We start from the raw sequence: 26,153 nt of genomic DNA, 5'->3' as shown, positions 1-26,153 counted from the left end.
GGTTTTTAGCAGGGACTTTTTAAATGATTAAGCGTTTTCATCGCCGGATATAATCTTGCCAACCCATTCTTCGATTGGAATAATGCCCACTTCTTTCGCTTTTTTAGCATCGGCTTCTAGCAGAATATCTTGTACCAAATCTACTTGTTTCCAGCCGGCCAAAGGTGTTTCGCAATGCTCGCGTGGCACATAGCGCGAATCACGTACTTTTTCCATTTTTGGAATGTAACGTGGACAGTTTTGCCAGAATTCAGAAAGTGTTACCGTGACTACAAAATCAGCCTCTTTATAATGCGCCATTAATGCAGTATCTTTTGAAATGGTTGCTGACCCTTGCACTCGCAAGCGATTAGGTGTTTCAAAAGAAATGAATAATAAACCAACATTTGGATTAGTACTGATATTACCCATAGAAAAAAACATACCATTGCCGTCATAGCTTGGGAATATCAATGTAGTGTTGTCAAGCACTTTGACAAAGCCGGGGTCGCCACCTTTGTATGAAGTGGTAGGGCGTCCTTGATGGTCGATAGATGATAAAAAGAACATGTTCACACTTGAAATAAAGCCTTTTGCACCATCATCAAACTCGGTTCTGCACACCAAGTCTTCTACTCGGTCCGCCATGCCTCTAGTGCCGAATTCATCCTGAATTTTACGGTGTTGCTCTCCATACAATCTACTCATCTTTTAATCCCTTAATTTGGGTTCCATATTTTGATTAGTGTGGTGTTTGCTTGCCTTCATGGACGATGATGCTACCACGGCCATCATTGCTTATTTCGTCGTCATCAATCTTAAAATTATCTAATTGCATGGTGTGATATTTATCGAAATAATCTTTTAAGTCTTTTTCTGCATTCATATCGAAAGCAGGCTTGGCAGTGTGGGTTGCGCCCCAAACTACTTTTACTATCTTGCCGTTTTTAACTACTAGTTCACCATCTTTAAATACATAATCAGGTTTGGCGAACATGGCCTCGCGGTCAGGCTGGTCGGTGTATACGGTAATGTCTGCTCCTGCGCCAACTCCTAGGTGTCCGCGGTCATTCAATCCTATCAGGCCGGCCGCACCTGCACGCGTCATAATGGCAATTTCATACAGACTGTATTCGCGATCTAGTGATGTTAAATTGCTCATGGCTTGTGCATCTAGGTTAAGTTTGGCAAAAGCTTCGTTTCTAAAGCTTTTGTCCATCAGCAGGCGAATTAGATGTGGATAGCTGGTAAACGGCGCACCGTTAGGGTGGTCAGTCGTTAAAAAAATGCGCCATGGGTCTTCAACGGATAAGAATAATTCCAAGCCTATCGCCCATTGCAAGGCGTTCACATAGTTCTGGTCGCGATATTTAAATGGCACTACGCCGCAACCTGCGTCACATTCAATGTCCATAATCACGGATTTTTTAGGGTTTGCGTGTTTCGCGTTGAGTTGCTGCATCATGCTGTCACCAGAAGCGGTCACAGTTTGCCCAAATAGAATCTGGCCTACATCGGCGGTGATGTGTTTGTTTTTATTTAACGCTTCTGAAATTTGAGCAGCCGCAGATGAAAACTTTTTATCACCTTCTGTGCCATAACTATGAAACTGAATGTGCGTCAGATGCATAGGCAAACCATCAGAGGCGCCCATGGTATCCAGCGTGGTTTGAAAATTACCAGCCGCACCTAAATTATTGCAGTGTACGTGCAATGGTTTGGCAATGCCAAGCTGATGCACTGCTGTACTTAAACTTTTTAATATTTCTCGCGGACTGACTTGGTAATGGCGGTTATTTTCGTCTAAATCTAATCTGCGTTGATTAAACTTGAACGCGTTAATGCCGCCGGGGTTCACTACTTTGATGCCTATTGATTGTGTGGCATGCAGTATCCATGCCACGTAGTCATTAATGGCTTTTTGATCTTTTTTGCTCGCTAGCATACGCAAAAAGTAATCGTCATTACCGAGCATGGCGTAACCGCCTTTATCTATCATCGGCGTGTCAGCCATTTCTAAATGCGCTTGACGAGCATTAATAGGCATCAGTGCTGGCTCAAAGGCGGCGGTATAGCCCATCTCAATGTAGCGAAAGCCTGTGTCGGTGGTGCTGGGGGTTGCCATGTGGGTGGCATAGTGGCTACAGTTGGGTGTGCAAATATGCGCTTCTGGCTCGCTATATTTTTTGCTTTCCTGAAACTCTGGTAACATCATGCGCGCAATATTGATTTTGCCGCCGCCAATGTGACTATGCATATCAATCGCACCCGCCATAACGACCTTACCTGTTAAATCAAATGATTTCGTAATTTTTCCAGCATCTAGCGGTTTAGGAATGATGCGACCTTGAAAAATGTAAATATCTTCCACTACACCGTTTTTATTATGTGTCGGGTCGAATAGCCTGCCATTTTTAAGGTGCGTAATCATGATAGTTTCGCCTCAATCTGGCCGATAATTTCACTTAAACTTGGCAAGTGTGATTCCCGTAATTTTTTAAGCGGCATTGCAACTGAGCTATCCATTCTAAACATCGTGCCAGCATGGTCTACGCCTGGAATACCAGCAGGAATAAATACATCTGGCACCTTATCAAACTGCATGTTTGGGTGGCCGATGATGACGCTTGGAGCATTACAATCTGGTGGCTGATGTGCATTAAATGTGCTTACCCATAATAGCGCATCGCAATTGCTTAGTTGATGCTTGCTTGAAAAATGATAAGCATCGTACTCAGCATGGCCGTTGACGAAGCGGTTTCTTGTAGGATAGCCGCTTAGCCAAGTACTGGTGTTGTTAACGCTAGAGTCGCCGTCGCCAGAATTGAGTGGCAGGCCAGCTACGCGATTGGATTCGTTTAATCTGGCAATGAGCTGTGTGATGCTTTGTATGGTGAGTTCAGCATGTGCAAATTTTAAGTTGCTGGCCGACCATACCACCACTGCATATTGTGCAGATTTTAGTTTTTCTAAAATCAAGTTTAGCGATGATATCGCAACGCCGCCAATAAGGTCGCCCCCTGATTTTTTAACTAACGGATTTTTATTGGACATTAAAGCATTGAGTGCATTAATGATTTCAGGTAGTTTTGCAGTTTCTGCGGGAATCACTAACGGAAGTTTTCCATCCGGCGAAATGCCTGCTTTGGTATTTTCTGTAGCAACGCCCAAATAAATCACTTCAGGCGTAGGTTTGTTAAATAGGCTATCGGTATTCCATACGATTTTTTCAAAAAAGCGTGGGTGACTGCTTGCAATATCAGTACCAATCGCAAAAATCACATCGGCACGATTTTTTACTTCGGTAAGCGTTGTGGTTTGCCAACCGCTATTTTGCATGGCTAGAGTGTTACGCACTGTAGCTTCTGAATGCATATGGTCTAATGTGGCGCGGGTTTTTTCTGCTAAACGCATCAATGCCCTCATTCCTTGCACTTCAGTGCCTAAGCCAGCAAATAATGGTTGATTGCTTTTGCGTAAAATATCAGCGGCAGCTTCAATTGCGACATTTAAATCTGTTGGCTTGCCAGCGACTTGCGGGCTTGTTGAATGTGCAGAAAAAGATTTTTCAAAAAAACTTATGCTTTTTAAGCAAGTATTTTTTGTGGTAAATGTTGATGTTTCAGCCAAGACGATGTCATCACAGAGCAAACCACAGGCGGGGCAGCTGCAAGCTTTATCTACAGTTGTATTACTAATAGTTTTCATCTAAATGTAATTCTGCCACATTGTGAGAAGTTTTATACATCAATTAAACATGTAAATGGTGGTTTATTTTAAGCGCTAAAAATGGTATTTTATCGTTCTTTTCAATAAGTTAATTAAATGGAGTTGTTATGGCTGTTCAACGCACGCTTTCTATCATCAAACCTGATGCAGTTGCAAAAAATGTAATCGGTAAAATCTACACCCGTTTTGAAAACGCAGGTTTAAAAATTGTTGCAGCAAAAATGGCACAATTAACACAAGCCGAAGCTGAAGGTTTTTACGCGGTTCATGCGGCACGTCCTTTTTTCAATGATTTAGTAAAATTTATGATTTCAGGTCCGGTGATGATTCAGGCTTTGGAAGGCGAAAATGCAGTTCAGGTAAACCGTGATTTAATGGGCGCTACAAACCCAAAAGAAGCGGCTGCCGGCACTATTCGCGCTGACTTTGCTGAAAGCATTGACGCTAATGCAGTGCATGGTTCAGATTCAGCGGAAAATGCTGCTATCGAAATCAAATATTTCTTCGGTTAATAATTCAATCTTCGTTATTATGCTTCGTTGCGAATAATAAATAATTTCCTTACATACTTCATGTATGCCGCGTCACTATTTTTTATTCACGCTTTGCCTAATTTAGAGGCTTAAATTATTTGGATGTAAAAAGGTAACAACAATTTTGGTCAATTTGCTCAATTTCAATCAGCCACAACTGGCACAATGGTTTGCCGAACAAGGCGAGAAGCCTTTTCGCGCCAAGCAATTGATGCGCTGGATGCACCACTTCGGGGTGCATGATTTTGAGCAGATGACTGATATTGCCAAAGTCTTACGTGAGAAGTTGGTCACTCAAGCGGAGATTACTTTGCCGACCGTGCAATTGGAAAAAATATCCAATGATGGTACACGTAAATGGTTGATTGGTACTGATACTGCTAATAGTATCGAAACCGTGTTCATTCCTGAGGATGACCGCGGAACTTTGTGTATTTCATCGCAAGTGGGCTGTGCATTGGAATGCACATTTTGCAGTACAGGCCGTCAAGGCTTTAACCGAAATTTAAGTGTCGCAGAGATTATTGGTCAGCTTTCAATCGCTAACCAGTCGTTGCGGCAAGAAAGTGGATACGATTTACTTTCTGCAAATGATCGTATCATCAGTAATGTGGTGATGATGGGGATGGGCGAACCGCTCGCCAATTACGATAACGTAGTAACGGCCATGCAGATTATGCTGGATGACAACGCGTATGGCTTGAGTCGTCGTCGCGTGACGCTTTCAACTAGCGGATTAGTGCCAGCCATGGATAGATTAAAGGAAGATTGTCCTGTAGCGTTGGCAGTGAGCCTGCATGCCCCTAATGATGCGCTACGTGATGTGATTGTACCTATCAATAAAAAATACCCACTTAAAGAGCTGATGGCGGCATGTAATCGATATTTAGAAAAAGCGCCTCGTGATTTTGTCACGTTTGAATATGTGATGTTGGATGGTGTGAACGACACTGTTGAACATGCGCATCAATTATTAGACTTAGTCAAAAACGTATCTTGTAAATTTAATTTAATTCCTTTTAATCCATTTCCTAACAGCGGATATGACACCTCGAAAGCCAGTCATATACGTGTATTCCGTGATATTTTGATGCAGGCTGGTTATGTGGTGACGGTTCGTAAAACACGTGGTGAAGATATTGATGCAGCTTGTGGGCAGTTAGCAGGTAAGGTGTTAGATAAAACCAAGCGTACTTCTAATAGAATTCCAATTGAGGCGATTTGATGAAATTCAATAAGCACTTAAATGCAAGTAAAATAAGTCTGGTATTGATGTTGTGTATTATAGGTTTAATCAGTACAGGATGCGTCAATCAGCAGCAGCAAGAAAGAGATGCTGAGAATTTAAAAGCGCGCGCACGTGCGCATACTGATTTAGGTGCAGTTTACTTTCAGCAAAAAAAATTAGAAATCGCCTTGGAGGAGTTTACACTTGCGGCGAAGATAGACCCAAATTTTTCATCAGCTTATAACGGGTTGGGATTAGTGAATGCGCAGCTTGGAAGAGACGATGTGGCTGACGCTAACTTTAGAAAAGCGATACAGTTGGATTCCGAGAATTCTGAGGTGCGCAATAATTACGGTAGTTTTTTGTGTTCCAGAAATAGAATAGACGAATCGATTACTGAATTTTTGGCAGCGGTTAAAAATCCGCTATATGCTACGCCGGCAATGGCTTACACTAATGCCGCTATTTGTTCTATGCGTGGCAATAAAATGGCGAATGCTGAAACTTATTTACAAAAAGCTTTGCAGATTGAACCCTTATCACAAGGTGCAGCATATCAACTTGCCTCAATTCAGTTTAAGCGAAATGATGCAGTTGCCGCTAAAAAAACACTACAGAATGTGATGTTGAGCAGGCCCAGCCCTGAAGTGTTATGGCTGGCGATTCAAATTGAACGTGCGGTGGGGGCTAGAGATGCAGAGGCTAGTTATGCTTTAGAGTTAAGGCGTCAATATCCAGATTCTGAGCAAGCCAAGTTATTACAGGGTGAGAATTATCAATGACTGATGAAGTGACTAACAACCCTTCCGAAACAGGGCCAGCCAGTTTTTCTCCTATGGGTGAAGTATTAGCCTCGGCGAGAAATGCTAAAAAACTCGAAGTAAAAGACGTTTCTAACAATTTACGTTTGAGTATTAAACAAATTGAAGCCTTAGAAAATAACGACTTTGATGGCTTGCCTCAGCCTATGATTACAAGAGGGTTTATTCGCAATTATGCGCGTTTGTTGGAGCTGGATGCTGAGCCATTGCTTGAGAGTTATCGTGCACGTGTGCCTGAAGTCCTGCCGAGTGCATTAAACGTACAAACCACTTCGCATCGAATATTGCTAAGTAGAAATAATCAGCCAAAGTTGAAATTTAGTTTAGTGATTGCTTTAGTGTTATTGATGCTATTGGCTTGGTTTTTATATACGAATTTCATACCAAAAACAGTAATTGAGCCTGCTGAAATCATTACTGAGTCATCTGGAGATACTTCAAATGCTGAAACTGTTGCGTTACCGGAAGTTGCATTGCCAGCAGCGGAACGTCTGCCTGAAGGTAGTGCTATAGCAAGTGCAGATGTTGAGAAGAGCGAAGATGTAAATACAGCTGCTCCAAATACTTCTCAAGTGGACCAAAAAGCAACAGGGACTGAGGTGGCAACGCAGGGCATTCAATTACCCAAAGAGGCAACTGTAGATGCCAATACATTAAAAGAAAATGCTGCACGTACGTTGCAAGTACCTGCAATTTCCCAGACAGCGACAGCTGTTCAAGTGACAGAAACAGACTCTGCGAAAAGTGGCCTTAAGGTCGACAATTCGATTGCGGGTATTAAGAGTGTAAGCATCTCAGTTTTAGAGCAAACTTGGGTGCGTATAAGTGATAAAACGGGTGCTGTGGTGTATGAAAAAATATTACAGCCGAATAGTGAAGATGGTTTTAATGGCTTGCCACCCTTTAAGGTGCTGATAGGTAATGCAAAAGGCACTAAGCTCACGTTTTCAGGTCAACCTGTTGATTTAACAGACAAAATAAAAAACAATGTTGCGCGTGTTACCTTGGAGTAATCATTGAGTCTTTCATTACTTAAACAACCGCGCAATACATTACAGGTAATGATTGCCCATGTGCCGGTAGGTGGTGGCTTGGCTGGAACTATTGCTAGTCCTGTTGTTGTGCAAAGCATGACCAATACCGATACCGCAGATGCACAGGCAACCATTAATCAGGTATTTGAGCTATGGCAGGCTGGCAGCGAAGTGGTGCGCATTACTGTGAACTCCCCAGAGGCAGCAGCACAAGTCGGCAATATTCGTCGTGGTTTAGATGCTTTAGGTTGTAATGTGCCACTGGTAGGCGACTTTCATTACAACGGTCATAAATTGCTCGCGCAGTATCCTGCTTGTGCAGAAGCGTTGGCTAAATACCGCATCAATCCTGGGAATGTCGGTAAAGGTTCTAAGCGCGATGAGCAGTTTGCTTCAATGATAGAAGCGGCTATTCAGTATAAAAAAGCAGTGCGTATAGGTGTAAACTGGGGTAGTTTAGACCAAGCCAAAATGGCGCAGATGATGGACGATAATGCTAAGCTTGCAGAACCACTGTCGTCAGATGCTTTGATGCGCGAAGCATTGATACAATCAGCACTTGAAAGTGCAGCGCAAGCAGTGGAATTGGGTCTGTCGCCTAATCAAATTATCATTTCTTGTAAAGTCAGCGATGTGCAGGATTTGGTTAAGGTCTATGCTGAATTGGCTACACGTAGCGATTATCCATTGCACTTAGGGTTAACTGAAGCGGGTATGGGTTCAAAAGGCATTGTCGCTTCAACCGCTGCATTGGCTTTGCTATTACAGCAGGGTATAGGCAATACCATACGCGTTTCTTTAACGCCTGAACCGAATGAATCACGCACAAAAGAAGTGATTGTTGCACAAGAGATTTTGCAAACGATGGGTATTCGTTCTTTTACACCTTTGGTTACCGCGTGCCCAGGTTGCGGTCGAACGACCTCAACTTATTTTCAAGAGTTAGCCATGCAAATTCAAAGTTATCTGCGTAACCAAATGCCAGTTTGGCGCGGGCAATATGCAGGTGTTGAAAATATGAGTGTGGCTGTTATGGGTTGTGTGGTAAATGGCCCTGGTGAATCAAAGCTTGCCAATATTGGCATTAGCTTACCTGGCACAGGTGAAACGCCAGTCGCACCTGTGTTTGTCGACGGCGAAAAAACTGTGACGTTAAAAGGCGATAATATTGCACAGGAATTTCAAGCGATAGTCGAGACTTACGTGCAAACACATTATGTTGAAGGTGGGAAATTGCGCGTCAATCCTCCTCAAGACAAAGCCTCGCAAAAAACCATACCAATTCAAGCAGTGAATTAATTAGCTGTAATTTAGAAAATACTTATTAATAAGTCATTAAAGTAGTTAACTATGGTTGAAAATTCAACAAAAAATAAACCGACTAAACTTCCAAATTCGCGCTTCCAAAGCATCAAAGGTTTTTACGATATTCTGCCAGAGCACACGCCATTGTGGTTTAGGTTAGAGGATACGGCTCGACGCGTACTTGCGCAGTATGGCTATAAAAACATTCGTATGCCTTTGGTAGAACCTACCGATTTATTTGTGCGCTCTGTGGGTGAGCATACCGATATTGTCGAAAAAGAAATGTACGCCTGGGAAGACGCACTGAATGGCGATAAATTGGCATTGCGACCTGAAGGTACTGCAGGTTGTGTTCGCGCTGTGGTAGAAAACAACCTAACCTATAACGGCTCAGTCAGACTGTGGTATAGCGGTGCGATGTTCAGACATGAGAACGTGCAAAAAGGCCGTCAGCGTCAGTTTCACCAAATTGGCGTTGAAGCATTTGGCTATGATAGCCCGCAGGTAGATGCCGAACAAATTGTTTTATTAGCAAGACTTTGGCGTGAGCTGGGAATTCAAGATGTCGCGTTACAAATCAATAGCATAGGGGATGCGCACGAGCGTGCCCAATATCGCACCGTGCTGATTGCTTATTTTGAACAACATGCAGATTTACTGGATGAAGATGCGAAACGCCGATTACATACTAACCCACTGCGTATTCTGGACACTAAAAACCCGCATATGCAGGCGATGTGCGAGGCCGCGCCCAAACTGATTGATTGTTTAGGCGAGGAAACTCGTGCGCATTTTGAAGGTCTGTGTAAGTTGTTAGATGCCGCTGGCGTGGCATATCAAGTGAATGCAAGACTGGTACGTGGCTTGGATTACTATAATCGTACTGTATTTGAATGGGTAACGACTAAACTGGGTGCACAAGGCACGATTGCAGGTGGCGGGCGATACGATACCTTGGTTGAACGGCTAGGTGGCGATGCAACTCCTGCCTGTGGCTTTGGTATAGGCTTGGAGCGCGTATTTTTATTGATGCAGGAATACGGCATTACAGCAGATGACGCGCCTGATGTGTATTTAGTGAACGTGGGAGAGAACGTAGAACAAGCTGCTTTTAGTATTGCCGAGCAGTTACGCAATGCCAACATTCAAGTACTTTTGCATGCGGGTGGCGGCAGTTTTAAATCACAAATGAAAAAAGCGGATAGAAGCCAGGCGAAGTTTGCCTTGATATTGGGTGACGATGAAGTTGCAAGTAGCCAGGTAACATTAAAGCCGATGTTAGCTACAGTAAAAGGCGAGCAACAGCAATTGAGCATTGAGGCAGCCATTGCCTATATAACAGCTAGTAAAAATTAATTAACGTAATATTCAAAATTGAGCGAATTTAAATGAGCCCTGACATGAATAAAGCTAGTCCGTTATTACAACTGCAGCATGTGAGCATTGCCCCTAAAAAAATGCAATCTCGACTGTTGGTCAATGACGTGAGCTTTAATATTGAAGCAGGAAAAACCACTTGTGTGGTCGGCGAATCTGGTAGCGGAAAGAGTCTAACTGCCTTGTCTGTGATGGGCTTATTGTCTAAGCAGTTGCAATTAACCTCTGGCAAAGTGCTGTTTAACGATGGGGATTTTTTAAATGGCGCTAAATCGTGCGAGCAAGATTTAACCAAGCTTGATGAAGCTAGTTTACGGAAAATTCGCGGCGCTAAAATCGCGATGATATTTCAAGAGCCCATGACTTCGCTTAATCCGGTGTTGACAGTAGGTTATCAAATCGGTGAAAGTTTAACTGCTCATTTAGGACTTAAAGGGTTGTTATTAACAACTAAAATTGCCAGTTTGTTAGAAATGGTTGGCATCCCGCCTAGTCGTGCCAATAGTTATCCGGATGAATTATCAGGCGGTCAGCGTCAGCGCGTGATGATTGCAATGAGTATTGCCTGTGAACCACGTTTATTGATTGCCGACGAACCGACCACTGCATTGGATGTAACCGTGCAGGCGCAAATACTTAAGTTATTGGATGAACTTAAAACACGCATGAACATGGGTATGCTGTTTATTACCCATGATTTTGGTGTGGTGGCTGATATTGCTGATAATGTGGTAGTGATGTTTAGGGGTAAAATTGTCGAGTCTGGCACTAAAGATGAGGTGCTGGGTAATCCACAACATCCTTACACTCAAGCCTTACTTGCATGTGTGCCGGATGTAGAAGGTAAAAAGCCGCTCAAACCTATTGATTATGCCTGGTTAAATGAAGCTAAGTTAAATGACGCTAAGTTAAATGAAACTGATCTAACTCAGGATAAAGCGGCATGAGCGACATCATCTTGCAAGCCAATCATTTAGTTAAAACTTATACGCAACGTAGTGGAAAGTTTGGTTTTGGCACTACTATAGTCAAAGCTTTAGATGACGTAAGTATAAGTTTAATCGAAGGTAAAACACTTGCGGTTGTAGGTGAATCTGGTAGCGGTAAATCCACGTTGGCACGTTGTCTGTTACAATTGCAACCCTTGGATAGCGGTGAAGTGCTATTTGCAGGTCAAGACCTTGCAAAAATGAGTGGCGCAGATTTGCGTGCGGTTCGTAAAAATTTACAAATGGTGTTTCAAGATCCTTTCGCATCGCTTAATCCACGTATGCGTGTGGGTGAGATTGTAGGTGAAGGATTGCTTATTCATAAGATTGGTAACGCAACAGCACAGCAACAAAAAGTAGTCGCTATGTTAAAGCGCGTGGGGCTTACTGAAGCCGATATGCAGAAGTATCCACATGAGTTTTCAGGTGGGCAAAGGCAGCGGGTAGGTATTGCACGGGCTTTAGTATTGCAGCCGAAAGTGGTAGTGTGCGATGAGCCTGTATCTGCATTGGATGTATCAATCCAGGCGCAAATTTTGTTGTTACTCAAGGAGTTGCAACAGGAAATGGCATTGAGCTACTTGTTTATCAGTCATGATTTACGTGTGGTACGACACATTGCAGATGATATTGTGGTGATGCATCAGGGTAAGGTGGTTGAGCAAGGGTCGGTGGTGGATATCTATCTACAGCCACAACATGAGTACACTCAGAATTTACTGGCGGCGATACCCGGTAAAAAAGCGGTGAATAGCTAGTTTTTTGGCTTAAATATTAAATAGATAGAAAACAGTTTAATTAAATTAATTTGATTTAAAGATAGTTTAGGAAAAAGCAATGGCATACGATTTAGAAGAGCAAGAACAGATTGATGAACTAAAAGCTTGGTGGAAGCAAAATGGTAAGTTAATTAGCACGCTGGTCATTGGCCTGTTAGTGGCTTATGCGGCCTATCAAGGTTGGCATTACTATCAAAACAAGCAAGCTGTAGAGGCCTCTACACAATACCAGGACCTGTTAGTTACAGAGGAAAAAGATCTAAAGGCAATTCAGGAAAAATCTGCCGTATTGATGGAGAAATTTGGTGCAACACCGTACGCTGGGCGTGCAGCTTTGTTATCAGCCAAAGCGAATTATCAAGCTAATGAAATTAAAAGTGCAAAAGCGCAATTAGAATGGACAATTAAAAACGCTATAGAAACATCAGTAAGTGCCTTAGCCAGCTTACAATTAGCGAATATCCTGGCAGAAGAAAAAGACTATGAAGCGGCATTAAAGTTACTTAACGCCCCACATGATGCTGGTTTTGATGGATTATTTGCGGATCTTAAAGGTGATATTTTAGTCAGTCAGGGTAAAAACCCAGAGGCGAAAGCTGCTTATGAAGAGGCGCTAATTAAATTAGAACCACAAGGAAAATTTCGTGCTATCACTCAGCAAAAACTTGAAGCGCTAGGTTAACAATTGCCGCGTTTTAGTTTAATTCGCAACATTTAAAATAAGTTGGAGCATTGTATTGTTCTCACACCAATATAAAAAAGCATCATTAAATTTTCTTGCTGTTATTAGCCTGTTGATGATGACTGGATGCAGCACCATCGGGGACTTGAAAACAAGCGTGTCTGATAAAATCTTTGGTCGTGTGGCTACAGATGCGCCAGATCCGTTAGCTGAGATTAAGGAAACGGTTGCTACCAAGCTGCTATGGCAAGCCAAAGTCGGTGCTGCAGATGACTTTGAATTTTCTCCCGTAGTCGAAGCGGGCTTTGCCTACGCCGCAAGTGCAAGCGGTGAGGTTGTTAAATTAGATGTGACTAACGGCAGCCAAATATGGCGCGTGAAAACGGGCGAAAAGCTGTCAGGCGGTGTTGGTGTGGGTGGCAGCTTGGTGATGGTAGGTACACAAAAAGGTATTGTCTATGCTTATGATAATGCAGGCAAACTTCAATGGAAATCTAAGCTAAGTAGCGAAGTGCTAAGTGCACCAAAGTATTTTGATGGCGTTGTCATTGCCCGAACCGGTGATAGCCGCATTTACGGTATTAATGCCGATGATGGCAGTCGAAAATGGGTTTATGACCGTACAAGCCCAGCACTTACTTTGCGCAGTAGCGCAGGAGTTGTCGTTGATGGCGGTGCAGTTTATGCTGGTTTTGGTGGCGGTAAACTGGTTGCAGTGCGAGCAGACAACGGTAAAATCTTATGGGAAGCCTCTGTTGCACAACCCAAAGGCGTAACTGAAATTGAGCGTATTGCAGATATTACAAGTTTGCCAGTAGTGGATGGCCCTTTAGTTTATGCAGTTGCCTATCAGGGTAAAATAGCTGCGGTTGACAGGACAACGGGACGCGTTGTTTGGAATCGTGATATTTCCAGTTTATCTGGGTTGAATGTTCAGGATGGGCGTATTTTTGTGTCGCATGCGGCTGGCTCAATTTATGCGCTTGACTATACAACAGGTAAAACTTTCTGGCGCCAGGCTGCGCTTAAAAATAGACAACTAACAGCACCAGTACCGTTGGGTGATTTGATTGTAGTTGGTGATTTAGAAGGCTATGTTCACTTCTTAAGCCGAGATGACGGTGCTTTAGCCTCTAGAATCAAAACAGCTAATAGCCCGATTATGCCCTTAATGGCATCAATCAATAGTTCTACCGTGTTAGCACAAACACGTGATGGCGGAGTTTATGCAATCCAGGTTAAGTGATTGTTTTAAAATAGCCTTAGCCATAGAGCCATTTAGCTCAAAAAATATTTAGAAGGCTCGTATGTTACCTACCGTTGTTTTGGTTGGTCGACCCAATGTCGGCAAATCCACTTTATTTAATCGCCTGACCAAAAGCCGTGACGCATTAGTCGCGGATTTACCTGGGCTCACGCGTGATCGTCATTATGGCCGAGGTGTCGGTGCAAGCCAGCCTTATTTAGTGGTTGATACTGGCGGGTTCGAACCTAATACTGACAGCGGTATTCTTAAAGCCATGGCAGTGCAAACGCTATTAGCGATTGATGAAGCTGATGTGATTATTTTTTTGGTGGATGGTCGCCAAGGTGCTACGCCGCAAGACATGGAAATTGCTAATCGCCTGCGTAAGTGTAAATGTCCAGTTTTACTGGCCGTGAATAAAACTGAAGGCATGAATAAAGCCGTTGTCAGTGCTGAGTTCCATGAATTAGGTTTGGGTGACCCGCTTTCTATTTCGTCTGCGCATGGTGAGGGCGTAAAAGATATTATTGATTTGGCACTTGAGAGTTTTCATGTAGTTGAAGAAGAGCCTGAAGAAGATTACACAGGTGAAAGAGTACCTAAAGTCGCCATTGTTGGTCGGCCTAACGTAGGTAAATCAACCCTAGTCAATGCGCTATTAGGTGAAGACCGCGTTATTGCGTTTGATGAACCTGGTACTACCCGTGATTCTATAAGTATTGATTTAGAAAAAAACGGTAAGCATTACACGCTGATAGATACCGCTGGCGTTCGTAAGCGTGGTCGAGTATTAGAAGCGATTGAAAAATTCTCGGTCATTAAAACCATACAGTCTATTGAAGAGGCCAACGTGGTAATTTTGGTGGTTGATGCGCAAGAAGGCATTACTGAGCAAGATGCCCACGTAGCTGCGTATATATTAGAAGCTGGGCGTGCATTGGTGGTAGCCATTAACAAATGGGATGGCCTAAAAGAAGAAGAACGTGACTGGATTAAGCGCGAAATAGACCGTAAGTTAATGTTTTTAGACTTTGCTGAGTTCCATTACATTTCGGCGCTGCGTAAAAAAGGTCTGCCAGAACTATTTAAATCTGTCGACATAGCATTTAAAGCAGCGTTTGCCAAACTATCTACTCCACAACTCACACGCGTGCTGATAGATGCTCTACAACAGCATCAACCGCCGATTAGCAAAGGCATACGCCCTAAGTTGCGTTATGCGCACCAAGGCGGCAGCAACCCACCTATTGTGGTAATACACGGCAACCATGTAGATGGCGTGAAAGATGCTTATACCAGATTTTTGGAAAAAACCTTCCGCAGAACATTCCAGCTATCAGGCACGCCACTGCGTGTGCAATACAAGCAAGGCAGCAACCCATTTGCCGAAGATGAAGATAAACGCAAACCAGGCGAAGGTATCGTGAGTATGCGACGCCGCAAAACTGCACACCGTGCTGAATTAAAAGCTAAAAAAGTGGTGGAAGATAAAGATAGAAGTGCTAAAAAGCGATAGTAAATCTGGCTGGATAATAAACTGAGTTAGTAGGCTGGTATTAATCTTTTCAATTACTCTTTATAAAAACGGGCATCAGTATTCCGTGATTTATTTTGAATTTTGTTGAGGCTAAGCAAATAAATCAAATGATTGAGTCAATTAACTCAGAGGTTAGCTTGTCCTGAACCTGCCACTCGACAACCAACAGCTCCGACACATTATAGCGGATACTCAATGAGTAATCTCTCTAGCTATGAGCTTACTATCAACCACCAGTGTGCGACATAAAGCGTATCACAGCCGGCGCCGCACGCTTTACATTGAAGTCATGACCTTTGGGTTTTGCTTGCATACTGTCAACAATCGCTTGTATCAGAGGTTTATCATCATGTGGGAATTCTCTTAACAAGGGTCTTAGGTCAACTTTATTCTCTTGTCCCAGACAAAGATATAGCTCACCTTTGCAGGTAATGCGTACACGATTGCATGATTCGCAAAAGTTATGACTATGCGGGGAGATAAAGCCGATTTTTGTAGATGAGTTTGGAATACGCCAATAGCGTGCGGGGCCGCCTGTAGTCTCTGCGCTACTGACTAAATCATAGCGTGCTCTCAGCAGCTTTAACGTGTCTTCATTGCTTACATAACTTTCGCTACGGGAATGTTGCACTTCGCCTAGCGGCATTTCCTCAATAAATGAGATGTCTAAGCCTTGCTCCACCGCAAACGCTGTTAAAGGTAGCGCTTCATCATCATTGATGCCGCGCATTAGCAGGGCATTGAGCTTAATGTTTTCAAAACCTGCTTGCTTGGCAGCGGCAATACCGCACAGCACTTTATCTAGTTCACCGACACGGGTGATTTTACGAAATAGTGTTGCGTCCAAACTATCAAGACTAATGTTAATGCGGCGCACACCTGCTTGTTTTAAGGCGAATGCTTGATGTGCTAATTGTGAGCCATTGGTTGTTAAAACCAGTTCGCGCAAACCTTGCAACTGCCCGATTTCTTCAAATAACTGGAGCGCATTTTTACGCACCAGAGGCTCTCCGCCTGTAATGCGAACTTTACTTACGCCTAACGAGACAAAGACTTTTACTAATCGCGCACATTCTTCTAGCGACAATACTTCATCTCGCGGCAGAAAAGTCATGTCTTCCGACATGCAGTAGACACAGCGAAAATCGCATCTATCCGTGATTGACAGGCGAATATAATCCACCTTGCGGCCGAAGCTATCAATTAAAGTTGTAGGGTAAGTGTTATTTTTATGCATGGGTTAAAACTAGAAAGTGTACATTCCTGTGACCCAGAATATTTCCTTATCGCCCTTACGTGCTGCACCCGCCAAAGTGCCATAAACATCGCTTTCATTGAATTTGGCGTATTCCACCTTGCCCATCAGCTCTTTGCTGAACGGGTAAGTCACGCTGACATCCAACTCGGTGCCGTATTTGTCACCAAGCTTGCCAATAGATTGGTATTTCTCATCCGACTTAAATATATGGTATTCCGCATACAGCTTGGCTTTCTCGATACTGCCAGAAAATGTAATGAAAGTATCTTCCATGCCTTGACGTGGTGTGGCTAAAAATACATCTGCCCAGCCTTGAAACAGGTGATTAGTGCCCAATGGAGTTTGAAAGGCGTATTTACCATTGTTACTGGAAAGCTTTTCATGATCGATACGCAATGACCATGCACCATATCCTGCCCCGCCACCGAGTTTGAAGTAGTGTGCATCAATCAGTGAACTGCCGCCACGGTAGTCATCCTGTTTGGCATACTCTGCGGTGTAATGCAGTTTCCAGTCTTCGCTGATTTTACGTGCGCCGTCTAAGCGCAGGCCAAAGGTTTTGCTACTGGCATCGGTAGTGGCTGCTGGTGTGGAGTCTTGGCTGGCACCCAAGCCATTGCCGCCGCTCACTACATAGCTTGCCGCGCTTGGACCGCCGGCAGGCTGGCCATTTTGCCCCAAGTTGGCTACATCAACGAAGTATCCATAGCCTATTAGTGATTCTGTCGGTGAGATGCGGTATTTGGCATTCACCATATCAATGTTGCCATCACGTAGTTTGGTGGTGATCTGGCGGACTTTGTCAAAGTGTGCGGCAAAGATTTCCACATCAGGGATACTTTTATTCAACACAGAAATACCATCAAACACTTGCATGTTTTGCCTGAAGCCGATGTCGCCGATAAAGCGTACATTGTCCAGATTAAGCTGTTGGCGACCCAAGCGCAGTTTGGTGTTTTTAATACCGGTCCAGTCCACATACAGTTGATTGATGTCAGTGTAGCCTGGGTCAACAATGTTGGGGTAATTGGCTTTGCCTGGCTCACTTAAATTGTTACGCCTATCGTTAAAGCTATCATTAAACTCATGCACATCGGTGATTTGTGCAGCAAAACTGAAATTATTAAATGGTGCTGTCTGCCAGCCGATTAAGCTGCGTAAGGTAAAGGCTTCGCCTGTGTCGAGCTTTTTAGCTGTATTTGGGGCTGGCTGAAATGCTTCTTGATCTACATTCTCGTAACGCAACCGAAAACTGGTCATTGGCTTGCCTTGCTTGATAGCTTCAAGCAGGGTTTCAGGCGGTGCAGGTTTAGCAGCCTCATCTGCCAAAGCTGGTAATGCCCACATCGCTAATAAGGCGGAAAATACAGAAATACTTAATCGACGATTCATTGCCATCTCCTAGCTTTTTAAGAATTTACGTTTGCTACGCACGATTTGATAAGGACGCTTAACATAGCCAAACGGCGCGCTCCATACGTGTACCATGCGTGTGAACGGAAACACCAGAAACACGGTCATGCCAAAGAACAGATGCACTTTGAAAATGGTATCCACGCCGTTTAACAATGATGGGTCTGGGTGTAGGTAAACAATGCTTTGCACCCACTCCGCCAGCGCAATCATCACGGCAGGATTATCGTGATTAGCGTGTCCAATAGACACGGGAATGGTCGAGAGTCCAAGGATGAGTGTAATGAGCAGCCAACTGAGAATAAACTTGTCAGAGCCGCGACTTGCAGCTGACACCCGCGCATTAAACATGCGACGCACCCATAAAATTGCCCCGCCAATTAAACACATAACACCGAAAATAGACCCTGCCCAAATCGCCACCATTTGGTGTGCCATGTCAGATATGCCCAAGGCTTGAAACCAACTATGCGGCGTAAGCAAACCAACAGCGTGACCGAAAAATATTGCAATAATACCTACATGAAACAAGTTGCTACCAAGGCGCATATTTGCTTTGGATAACAATTGGCTGGAATCGCTCTTCCATGTGTATTGCTCGCGATCGAAGCGTAACAGGCTGCCTAGCAAAAACACACTAAGCGCAACGTAGGGATACACGCCATATAGAAAATTGTGTAGATTCATTTTGTTCTCCTTAATGTCTTTAGCTTAAGCAGCCAATTTAGTTAGCGTTGCCCGATTTTCAATGATAGAAAGCAGTGTCGCATAAGGACTTTCAGCTTTTTGAAGATTTTCGGTCAACACGCCTAGCACTTTCTTAGCGTCTGATAAAAACACAGTGGCTTCGTTGTCATCCATATAAGCAGCAAATTCAAGCACTAGCGGCAGATAGTCGGGCAACTCATTGGTCACCACTTCTACGCCATAATCCTTGTATAGCTCACCTAAATCAATCAACGCAGGGCCCCGATTTTTATCATCACCAAATAAGTGATGCGTCAGGTGCAAACTGTGTTCCGCTGTCATATCAAACGTTTGTACATAATCCGCTTGTAGCTCTGTCACAGACATACTTTGCAAGTGGCTTAGAAAGCTCTGCAAAGCCTCACGCTCGGCATGGTCTATTTCTTGATTTTGCACCACAAAATTTTGTAACTCTGGCAGATGCTCAAGCAATTCTTGGTTTGGATAATCGAGTAAAGCAGATAATAATTTATAGATTTGCATGATATTTTCCTTAACTATTAGGCGCTTCTTCTTTAGGCTCTACCGTGTCTTTACGGCGGCGAGGGAACAGCGTGATTTTCGAAACCCCGTGTGAAGTATCATTGCCAAAAGTAAAACCATTTTGACCTTGAAAGCCGAAAGAGTCGTCCAGCGTTTCTTCAGTATGTCCAGTCGGAATCACAAAACGGTCTTCATAATTAGCAATGGCTAAATAACGGTACATTTCTTTGGCTTGATCTTCGCTTAATCCCGCTGCATCAATCGCACGTGTATCAACAACACCTTCTACGTGGATTGAGCGTTGATAGCTACGCATGGCAATCAATTTGTTGAGCGCACTTTCAATCGGCGCTTCTTTACCTGCGGTGAGCAGATTAGCTAAATACTGCACCGGTAAGCGCATGGCACCAGCCACTGGAATTGCGCCATCAGGCCCAACTGGTAAGTTGCCTTGGTCAATTTGTGATTGCACAGGTGATAGTGGTGGAACGTACCACACCATTGGTAAGGTACGGAACTCAGGATGAATAGGGAAGGCGATTTTCCAATCCATCACCATTTTCCAAATCGGTGATTTACGCGCAGCATCCAACCAATCTTCATTAATCCCTTCTGCACGTGCGGCTTTAATCACTTCAGGATCGTTCGGATCTAAGAAAATACTACGCTGTGCTTCGTACAAATCTTGCGTGTCTTCCATGCTGGCAAACTCTTCAATACGGTCAGCGTCATATAGCATAATGCCGTTGTAGCGTATGCGCCCCACGCATGATTCTGAACACACAGTTGGCATACCAGATTCCACGCGTGGATAGCAACCCACGCATTTTTCAGCTTTGCCTGACTCCCAGTTGTAGAACACCTTTTTGTAGGGGCAAGAGCTTACACACATACGCCAACCACGACATTTGTCTTGGTCAACTAATACAATGCCATCTTCTTCACGTTTGTAAATAGACCCTGACGGGCAAGCCGCCACGCAAGAAGCGTTCAAGCAATGGTTGCAAATACGTGGCAAATACATGTGAAAGGTATTTTCAAATTGACCATACATTTCTTTTTGGATGTTATCCATGTTTTTGTCTTTACTACGCTTGTGGTACTCGCCAGCCAAGTCATCTTCCCAGTTTGGCCCCCAAGTGATTTTTTCCATACTCTCACCTGTGATTTGCGATATGGGTCTAGCAGTAGGCGTGGCCTCTGACAATGGTGCGTTTTTCAGATGTGCGTAGTTGTAAGTAAACGGCTCATAATAATCGTCAATTTCAGGCATATCCGGGTTGGCGAAAATATTGAGAAGTTTGTTGGTACGACTGCCAGATTTTAATTCCAGTTTGCCGTTTTTAAGCTCCCAGCCGCCGTTCCAAATATCCTGGTTTTCCCATTGTTTTGGGTAACCTACGCCAGGCTTTGATTCCACGTTATTAAACCAAGCGTATTCCACGCCTTTTCTGTTAGTCCACACGTTTTTACAGGTAACCGAGCAGGTGTGACAGCCGATGCATTTATCTAAGTTAAAGACAAAGGCGAATTGGGCACGTACTTTCATAATGTTCTCCTTATGTCCTTTTATTTGGCACCAACGCCAACGGGGTTAAGTTGTGCTTCGCGTTCTGGCGTGAGCGGACGCTCTAACCAATCCACATCTTTATCAGCAATCTTGTGTAACGCCACCATGGTGTCGCGTTGGCAACCTACCGTGCCGTAATAATTAAAGCCGTAAGAAAGCTGTGCATAACCACCGATCATATTGGTCGGTTTCATAATCACACGTGTGACTGAATTCAAAATACCGCCGCGTTTGTTGGTGGTAGGCGAACCCGGCACATTAATGGTTTTTTCTTGCGCGTGGTACATCATGGCCATGCCGCGCGGTACTCGTTGCGAAACTACTGCACGTGCCACCGTCGCACCGTTATGATTCAGCGCTTCCACCCAGTCATTGTCTTCAATGCCTACAGATTTAGCATCGTCCTCAGATAGCCATACATAAGGCCCGCCACGGAACAAAGTCAGCATGCGTAAGTTGTCTTGATAAGAAGAATGGATACCCCACTTGGAATGCGGTGTAATCCAGTTCAGCGCTAAATGAGGCTTATCTGTGACGGCTTTTGGTAGCGCATTTAACTCGCCTAAATCCACCATCGGCTTGTAAGTGCAAAAACCCTCGCCAAAGTCCAGCATCCATTCATGGTCTTGGTAGAAATGCGCGCGACCAGTGAGGGTACGGAACGGAATATGCTCGTGGATATTGGTATAACCTGCCGTGTAAGACACATGCTCAGACTCAATGCCAGACCAAGTCGGTGCGGTAATGATTTTGCGCGGTTGAGCCTGAATGTCTTTGAACGTAAATTTATCTTCATGGCGACCCGCATAGAGATGATGATGATCGATGCCTGTTTTTTTAGAGAGTGCAGTCCATGATTTATGTGCCACTTCACCATTGGTTTCAGGAGCTAAACGCATCACGGAATCGCACACTTCAATGTCTTCAGCCAGCGACGGCATACCAAATGAAATGCCAGCTTCTTTTACAGTGCTGTTGTGTTTTTTTAGTTGCTCATATTCATCATCAGTATTCCAATCAATGCCTTTGATGTTATTGCCAAGCTTGGTCATCAAAGGCCCGAGCGCAATAAATTTACGATAAGTATCCCCGTAAGTACGCTCAACCAGCTTAATAATCGCCATGGTTTTACCTGGAATTGGCTCACAATCGCCTTCTTTCCAGTTTTTCACTTCGCCAAAAGGTTGCGCCAGCTCTGCTGCTGAGTCGTGTTGCATAGGCAATGCCACGACCTCTTTTTTAGTGCCTAAATGTTTTTCAGCCAGTGGCGAAAAAGTTTTAGCCAGCGTTTTGAAAATTTGCCAGTCAGATTTAGATTCCCAGCCTGGTGACACGGCTTCAGAAAGCGGGTGAATAAACGGGTGCATGTCCGTGGTATTCAGGTCATTTTTTTCATACCAAGTCGCGGTTGGCAGAATAATGTCTGAATACGCACCTGTGGAATTGAGGCGGAAGTTAATATCCACCATTAAATCCAGCTTGCCAATCGGCGCATCTTCATGCCATTTCACCTCTTTATTTTCACTTCCTGCGCCTGACTCCTGCAACACGCCATTTTGTGCGCCGAGTAAGTGTTTAAGGAAATACTCGTGGCCTTTAGCAGAAGAACCAATGAGATTAGCACGCCATACAAACAGATTGCGCGGCCAATTGACGGGATTATCCGGGTCGGCATAAGCCACATCCAACTTGCCAGATTTTAACTCTGCGGCTACATACTGCGCCACGGAGGCTTCATCAGTAGCACCACTCTTTATCGCTTCCTCTGCCAACTCAATCGGGTTACGGTTAAAGTTAGGCATGGATGGTAGCCAGCCCATACGTGCCGCTTTAACGTTGTAATCAGCAATTGAATTGCCACGGTTTTTACCTTTACCTGCTGGGGATAACAGGCTATCCGCATTGAGCGTTTCATAACGCCATTGGTCGGTATGGAAATACCAGTAAGACGTAGAGTTGGTATGGCGCGGTGGTCGCATCCAGTCCAGCGCAAAGGCAATAGGCGCCCAGCCTGCTTGGGGGCGTAGCTTTTCCTGACCGACATAGTGCGCCCAACCGCCACCTGACTGCCCCACACAACCACACATGTGCAGCAAGTTCATGATGGCGCGGTAGGCTAAGTCATTGTGGTACCAGTGGTTAATGGCAGCGCCCATAATCACCATGGATTTACCTTTGGTTTTTGAAGCGTTGTAGGCAAATTCACGGCCAGTGCGCTCAATATCAGCCGCTTTCACGCCTGTCACTTTTTCCGCCCAAGCTGGGGTATAAGCCACACTGGCATCGTTGTAATCTTTAGCTACGTTTGCTCCACCCAAACCACGGTCGATGCCGTATTGGGCAATTTGCAGATCGAACACGGTAGCCACCAGTGCATCTTCTCCACTGGACAGTTTCACTTTGCGCACGGGTACATTGCGGAATAACAAGTTAGCTTCATCATGGTTGAAATGTGGGAAACCTACTGAAACCACTTCATCTCTATCGTCAATGCAAGTAAGTTCGGCAACAGTCTCGTGATCGCCAGCCTTTTCCAAGAGATTCCATTTACCTTCTTCACCCCAGCGAAAGCCGATACTGCCATTAGGTGCTACAAATGCGCATGACTTTCTGTCGAAAACAATGGTTTTCCAATCTGGATTATTGGTTTCACCCAAGGCACCATCAAAGTCTGACGCGCGTAAAAATCGATCAGACACATACGCATCACCATGCTTACGTAGCATTACCTGCATGGGTAAATCGGTATATTTGCGCGAGTATTCCTGAAAATATGGATCTTGATTATCAATGTGGAATTCTTTCAGCGCAACATGTCCCATCGCCAAAAAAGCCGCCGCATCTGTACCCTGACGTATTGGCATCCATAAGTCGGAAAATTTACAAAACTCAGCATAATCTGGCGCCATAGCGACAATTTTTGCACCCTTATAACGCACTTCAGAAGCAAAGTGCGCATCAGGAGTACGCGTCATCGGCAAGTTTGCGCCTGTGATAATAATGTAGGTGGAGTTATACCAGTCGGCCGCTTCTGGCACGTCGGTTTGCTCCCCCCAGGTTTGCGGACTGGCCGCTGGCAAGTCACAATACCAATCATAAAAAGAACCGCAAGCTGCACCGATGAGGGAGAGGTATCGTGAACCAGCAGCGTAAGAAATCATGGACATGGCCGGTATAGGTGAAAAACCAAAAATGCGATCTGGACCCCATTTTTTGATGGTGTAAACATTGGCGGCAGCCATGATTTCATTCACCTCATCCCAAGAGGTACGCACAAAGCCACCCAAGCCGCGAATGGCTGTATAGGCTTTGCGTTTTTTCTCGTCAGCCTGAATGGCGCCCCATGCCTCAACAGGGTCTTTACCAGTCATGCGTTCAGTACGATAAAGGTCTAACAAGCGTCCGCGTATTAGTGGATGTTTAATGCGATGTGGGCTATATAGATACCAAGAGAACGAAGCACCGCGCTGGCACCCTCTAGGCTCGTGGTCTGGCAAGTCATCTCGTGTACGTGGATAATCGGTTTGTTGCATTTCAAATGAAACCAACCCGTTTTTAACAAAAATCTTCCATGAACAACCACCCGTACAATTCACACCGTGGGTGGAGCGCACGACTTTGTCGTGCTGCCAGCGGTGGCGGTATGCATCTTCCCACTGACGGTCCTCAACGGTGACGATGCCATGGTTGTTAGAGAAGGTCTCTTTGACTTTATCAAAGAATTTTAATCTATCAAGAAAGTGACTCATTTTCTACTCCTATCGTTTTTTGCCGCATGTTTTTCATTCAGCGGATAACACTATGCTCATCCGCCCTACATCAATCGTTACGGGTTTTTAATTTCACTGCCCGCACGTAAATAAAACCACCAGTTCAATATCAGACACAGCGCATAGAACACAGCAAATCCATACATCGCCATTTCCGGTGTACCCGCTTTAATTTGACCTTTAATAACTTCTGGAGCAATGAAAGAACCGTATGCTGCAACAGCAGAAGTCCAGCCCAGCACAGGGCCTGCCTGCACACGGTCAAAAATAACGCCCACGGTGCGAAATGTAGATCCATTACCAACACCTGTCGCAGCAAAAAGAACAACAAACACCAATAAAAACTGTGTGAAATATATCTCTGGCGTGGCTGAATGGTAGGCCTGCATCATGATGTAGCCGGCGTAAGTTGATGCCGCTACCATCACTACAGAAATGACTTGAGTAACAATAGAACCGCCGAGTTTGTCAGAAATCCAGCCGCCGACTGGCCGAATGAGCGCACCAACAAATGGCCCGATCCAAGCATAAGTGAGTGCAGACGGCGCGGCTGGGTTTTTAACGTGCGTCCAAACCCCTGTTGCCGCATCCAATATATGTTTTTCACCAAATATCACGGTAATAGACAGTGGCAACGCCATCGAAAATCCAATGAACGAACCAAAAGTGACAAGATATAACGCTGTCATCGACCATGTATGTTTGTTCTTAAAAATGGCAAATTGTTTGGCGATATTCTCTTTCATTGTGCCAAATGCAGCGAGCTTCATCACCAGCAATGTTGAACCAATAATGAGCGGCATTGCTACCCACATATTTAGCAATCCCAAGCCAGTTGGCGCAGGTAAGTATAGATAAAGCCCAGCAATGGCGGGGATAAAAGCCAACGTATACAGCCAGGTGATCTTGATAAATGCGGCGATTGTGCCTTCGCTATCTGGCGAAATAGTCTTAAGGTTATTCATGCCAAACCAGCACAAGGCTGCCAATGGGACGAGTGACAACACCCAAGCAAAACCAGCGTTTTGAATAAAAGTAGGCGTACCAGCAGGAATTTTGCCAAATATCCAACCGCTATCTTTAACCAATGCAGTAGGTTCCCCGCCTAATGCACCAAAGACACCAACCGTCATCACCAATGGAATCAAAATCTGCATGGTAGTTACACCAAAGTTTCCTATACCGGCATTGATACCCAACGCTGTCCCTTGCAGACGTTTTGGGAAAAACGTATTGATGTTGGACATGGAACTTGCGAAATTTCCGCCACCTACACCAGACCACAAAGCCATAAGTTGAAATGCCCAAAGTGGCCATTCTGGATGCTGTAAGACGATGCCCGTGCCGATTGCAGGGGTCAACAACATGGCGGTTGTAAGGAAAATGGTATTTCGTCCACCAGCGAGGCGTATGAAAAATGAAGCTGGTATTCGCATAGTCGCTCCTGCTAGCCCTGAAATAGCAGTGAGCGTAAATAGCTCATCTTTACTGAAAGGAAAGCCCAGATTGCTCATCTGCACCGCGATAATTCCCCACATAAGCCACACCGCAAAGCCGCACAGTAAAGCCGGTACAGAAATCCACAAATTTCGATAGGCAATTTTCTTACCTGTAGACTCCCAAAAACTGTTATTTTCTACATCCCATTTTTCAATATTGGTTGACATATCATC

At 44.4% G+C, this 26,153-nt stretch carries 21 protein-coding genes; 11 read left to right on the top strand and 10 right to left on the bottom strand.

Features of this window, described 5'->3' with window-relative positions:
* Nucleotides 1-27: 27 nt before the first annotated feature.
* Genes Q8J82_RS07330 through Q8J82_RS07320 form a run of 3 tightly spaced genes read right to left on the bottom strand, consistent with a single transcriptional unit; the run spans nt 28 to nt 3,687 of the window.
* A complete protein-coding gene (locus Q8J82_RS07330; protein ID WP_305252634.1) occupies nt 28-687 on the bottom strand; it encodes a pyridoxamine 5'-phosphate oxidase family protein in 660 nt (219 codons plus the stop codon).
* A gap of 34 nt (nt 688-721) precedes the next feature.
* Entirely contained in the window at nt 722-2,410 is a 1,689-nt protein-coding gene (locus Q8J82_RS07325) for a formylmethanofuran dehydrogenase subunit A (RefSeq protein WP_305252633.1), read from the bottom strand.
* Entirely contained in the window at nt 2,407-3,687 is a 1,281-nt protein-coding gene (locus Q8J82_RS07320) for a formylmethanofuran dehydrogenase (RefSeq protein ID WP_304890010.1), read from the bottom strand. The genes Q8J82_RS07325 and Q8J82_RS07320 overlap by 4 nt, the downstream gene beginning before the upstream one ends.
* Before the next feature lie 128 nt (nt 3,688-3,815).
* Between Q8J82_RS07320 and ndk the strand changes: the two genes are divergently transcribed.
* From ndk to der, 11 genes are all read left to right on the top strand, one after another.
* Nucleotides 3,816-4,220 carry a nucleoside-diphosphate kinase gene (gene ndk, locus Q8J82_RS07315; protein WP_304908350.1) on the top strand — a complete coding sequence of 135 codons (405 nt, stop codon included), beginning with the start codon at nt 3,816-3,818 and terminating at the stop codon, nt 4,218-4,220.
* Nucleotides 4,221-4,365: 145 nt separating this feature from the next.
* Nucleotides 4,366-5,466 carry a 23S rRNA (adenine(2503)-C(2))-methyltransferase RlmN gene (rlmN, locus tag Q8J82_RS07310; protein ID WP_304890547.1) on the top strand — a complete coding sequence of 367 codons (1,101 nt, stop codon included), beginning with the start codon at nt 4,366-4,368 and terminating at the stop codon, nt 5,464-5,466.
* Nucleotides 5,466-6,251 carry a type IV pilus biogenesis/stability protein PilW gene (gene pilW / locus Q8J82_RS07305; protein WP_305328036.1) on the top strand — a complete coding sequence of 262 codons (786 nt, stop codon included), beginning with the start codon at nt 5,466-5,468 and terminating at the stop codon, nt 6,249-6,251. Before rlmN ends, pilW begins: the two co-directional genes overlap by 1 nt.
* A complete protein-coding gene (locus tag Q8J82_RS07300; RefSeq protein WP_305328035.1) occupies nt 6,248-7,303 on the top strand; it encodes a helix-turn-helix domain-containing protein in 1,056 nt (351 codons plus the stop codon). The genes pilW and Q8J82_RS07300 overlap by 4 nt, the downstream gene beginning before the upstream one ends.
* A gap of 3 nt (nt 7,304-7,306) precedes the next feature.
* Nucleotides 7,307-8,623 (top strand): flavodoxin-dependent (E)-4-hydroxy-3-methylbut-2-enyl-diphosphate synthase, encoded by a 1,317-nt coding sequence (ispG, locus tag Q8J82_RS07295; protein WP_305328034.1) that lies wholly within the window; start codon nt 7,307-7,309, stop codon nt 8,621-8,623.
* Between the two features lie 51 nt (nt 8,624-8,674).
* Entirely contained in the window at nt 8,675-9,985 is a 1,311-nt protein-coding gene (gene hisS / locus Q8J82_RS07290; protein ID WP_305328033.1) for a histidine--tRNA ligase, read from the top strand.
* 44 nt (nt 9,986-10,029) lie between these two features.
* Nucleotides 10,030-10,953: an ABC transporter ATP-binding protein gene (locus Q8J82_RS07285; RefSeq protein ID WP_304908355.1), complete on the top strand. Its 924-nt coding sequence runs from the start codon at nt 10,030-10,032 to the stop codon at nt 10,951-10,953.
* Complete coding sequence (locus Q8J82_RS07280) at nt 10,950-11,753, top strand: ATP-binding cassette domain-containing protein (protein WP_304890553.1); 804 nt, start codon at nt 10,950-10,952, stop codon at nt 11,751-11,753. The genes Q8J82_RS07285 and Q8J82_RS07280 overlap by 4 nt, the downstream gene beginning before the upstream one ends.
* Nucleotides 11,754-11,832: 79 nt before the next feature.
* The gene (locus Q8J82_RS07275; protein ID WP_305328032.1) at nt 11,833-12,456 is read left to right on the top strand and encodes a tetratricopeptide repeat protein; all 624 of its coding nucleotides are present in this window, start codon (nt 11,833-11,835) and stop codon (nt 12,454-12,456) included.
* Nucleotides 12,457-12,511: 55 nt separating this feature from the next.
* The gene (gene bamB / locus Q8J82_RS07270) at nt 12,512-13,702 is read left to right on the top strand and encodes an outer membrane protein assembly factor BamB (protein ID WP_305328031.1); all 1,191 of its coding nucleotides are present in this window, start codon (nt 12,512-12,514) and stop codon (nt 13,700-13,702) included.
* A 61-nt stretch (nt 13,703-13,763) separates the two neighbouring features.
* Nucleotides 13,764-15,218: a ribosome biogenesis GTPase Der gene (der, locus tag Q8J82_RS07265; protein WP_304908358.1), complete on the top strand. Its 1,455-nt coding sequence runs from the start codon at nt 13,764-13,766 to the stop codon at nt 15,216-15,218.
* Nucleotides 15,219-15,465: 247 nt separating this feature from the next.
* Here the strand turns inward: der and moaA are convergent, their stop codons facing one another.
* The 7 genes from moaA to Q8J82_RS07230 form a co-directional block, all read right to left on the bottom strand.
* Nucleotides 15,466-16,476, bottom strand: coding sequence for a GTP 3',8-cyclase MoaA (moaA, locus tag Q8J82_RS07260; RefSeq protein WP_305252629.1), 1,011 nt, complete (start codon nt 16,474-16,476; stop codon nt 15,466-15,468).
* 9 nt (nt 16,477-16,485) lie between these two features.
* Nucleotides 16,486-17,889, bottom strand: a complete 1,404-nt coding sequence (locus tag Q8J82_RS07255) for an alginate export family protein (RefSeq protein WP_304891563.1) — start codon at nt 17,887-17,889, stop codon at nt 16,486-16,488.
* A 9-nt stretch (nt 17,890-17,898) separates the two neighbouring features.
* Nucleotides 17,899-18,597, bottom strand: a complete 699-nt coding sequence (gene narI, locus Q8J82_RS07250) for a respiratory nitrate reductase subunit gamma (RefSeq protein ID WP_304891564.1) — start codon at nt 18,595-18,597, stop codon at nt 17,899-17,901.
* Nucleotides 18,598-18,621: 24 nt separating this feature from the next.
* Nucleotides 18,622-19,140, bottom strand: a complete 519-nt coding sequence (gene narJ / locus Q8J82_RS07245) for a nitrate reductase molybdenum cofactor assembly chaperone (RefSeq protein WP_304891565.1) — start codon at nt 19,138-19,140, stop codon at nt 18,622-18,624.
* A 10-nt stretch (nt 19,141-19,150) separates the two neighbouring features.
* Nucleotides 19,151-20,689, bottom strand: a complete 1,539-nt coding sequence (narH, locus tag Q8J82_RS07240; RefSeq protein WP_305328030.1) for a nitrate reductase subunit beta — start codon at nt 20,687-20,689, stop codon at nt 19,151-19,153.
* Nucleotides 20,690-20,709: 20 nt separating this feature from the next.
* Nucleotides 20,710-24,459, bottom strand: coding sequence for a nitrate reductase subunit alpha (locus Q8J82_RS07235; RefSeq protein WP_305328029.1), 3,750 nt, complete (start codon nt 24,457-24,459; stop codon nt 20,710-20,712).
* Nucleotides 24,460-24,536: 77 nt separating this feature from the next.
* Nucleotides 24,537-26,147: an antiporter gene (locus Q8J82_RS07230; RefSeq protein ID WP_304890868.1), complete on the bottom strand. Its 1,611-nt coding sequence runs from the start codon at nt 26,145-26,147 to the stop codon at nt 24,537-24,539.
* Between the last annotated feature and the right edge of the window lie 6 nt (nt 26,148-26,153).

This window comes from Methylotenera sp. (assembly GCF_030684185.1).
In the GTDB taxonomy this organism is placed as follows: domain Bacteria; phylum Pseudomonadota; class Gammaproteobacteria; order Burkholderiales; family Methylophilaceae; genus Methylotenera.
Note: the sequence above shows the minus strand (reverse complement) of the source record. Positions and strands in the feature narration are given on the sequence as shown.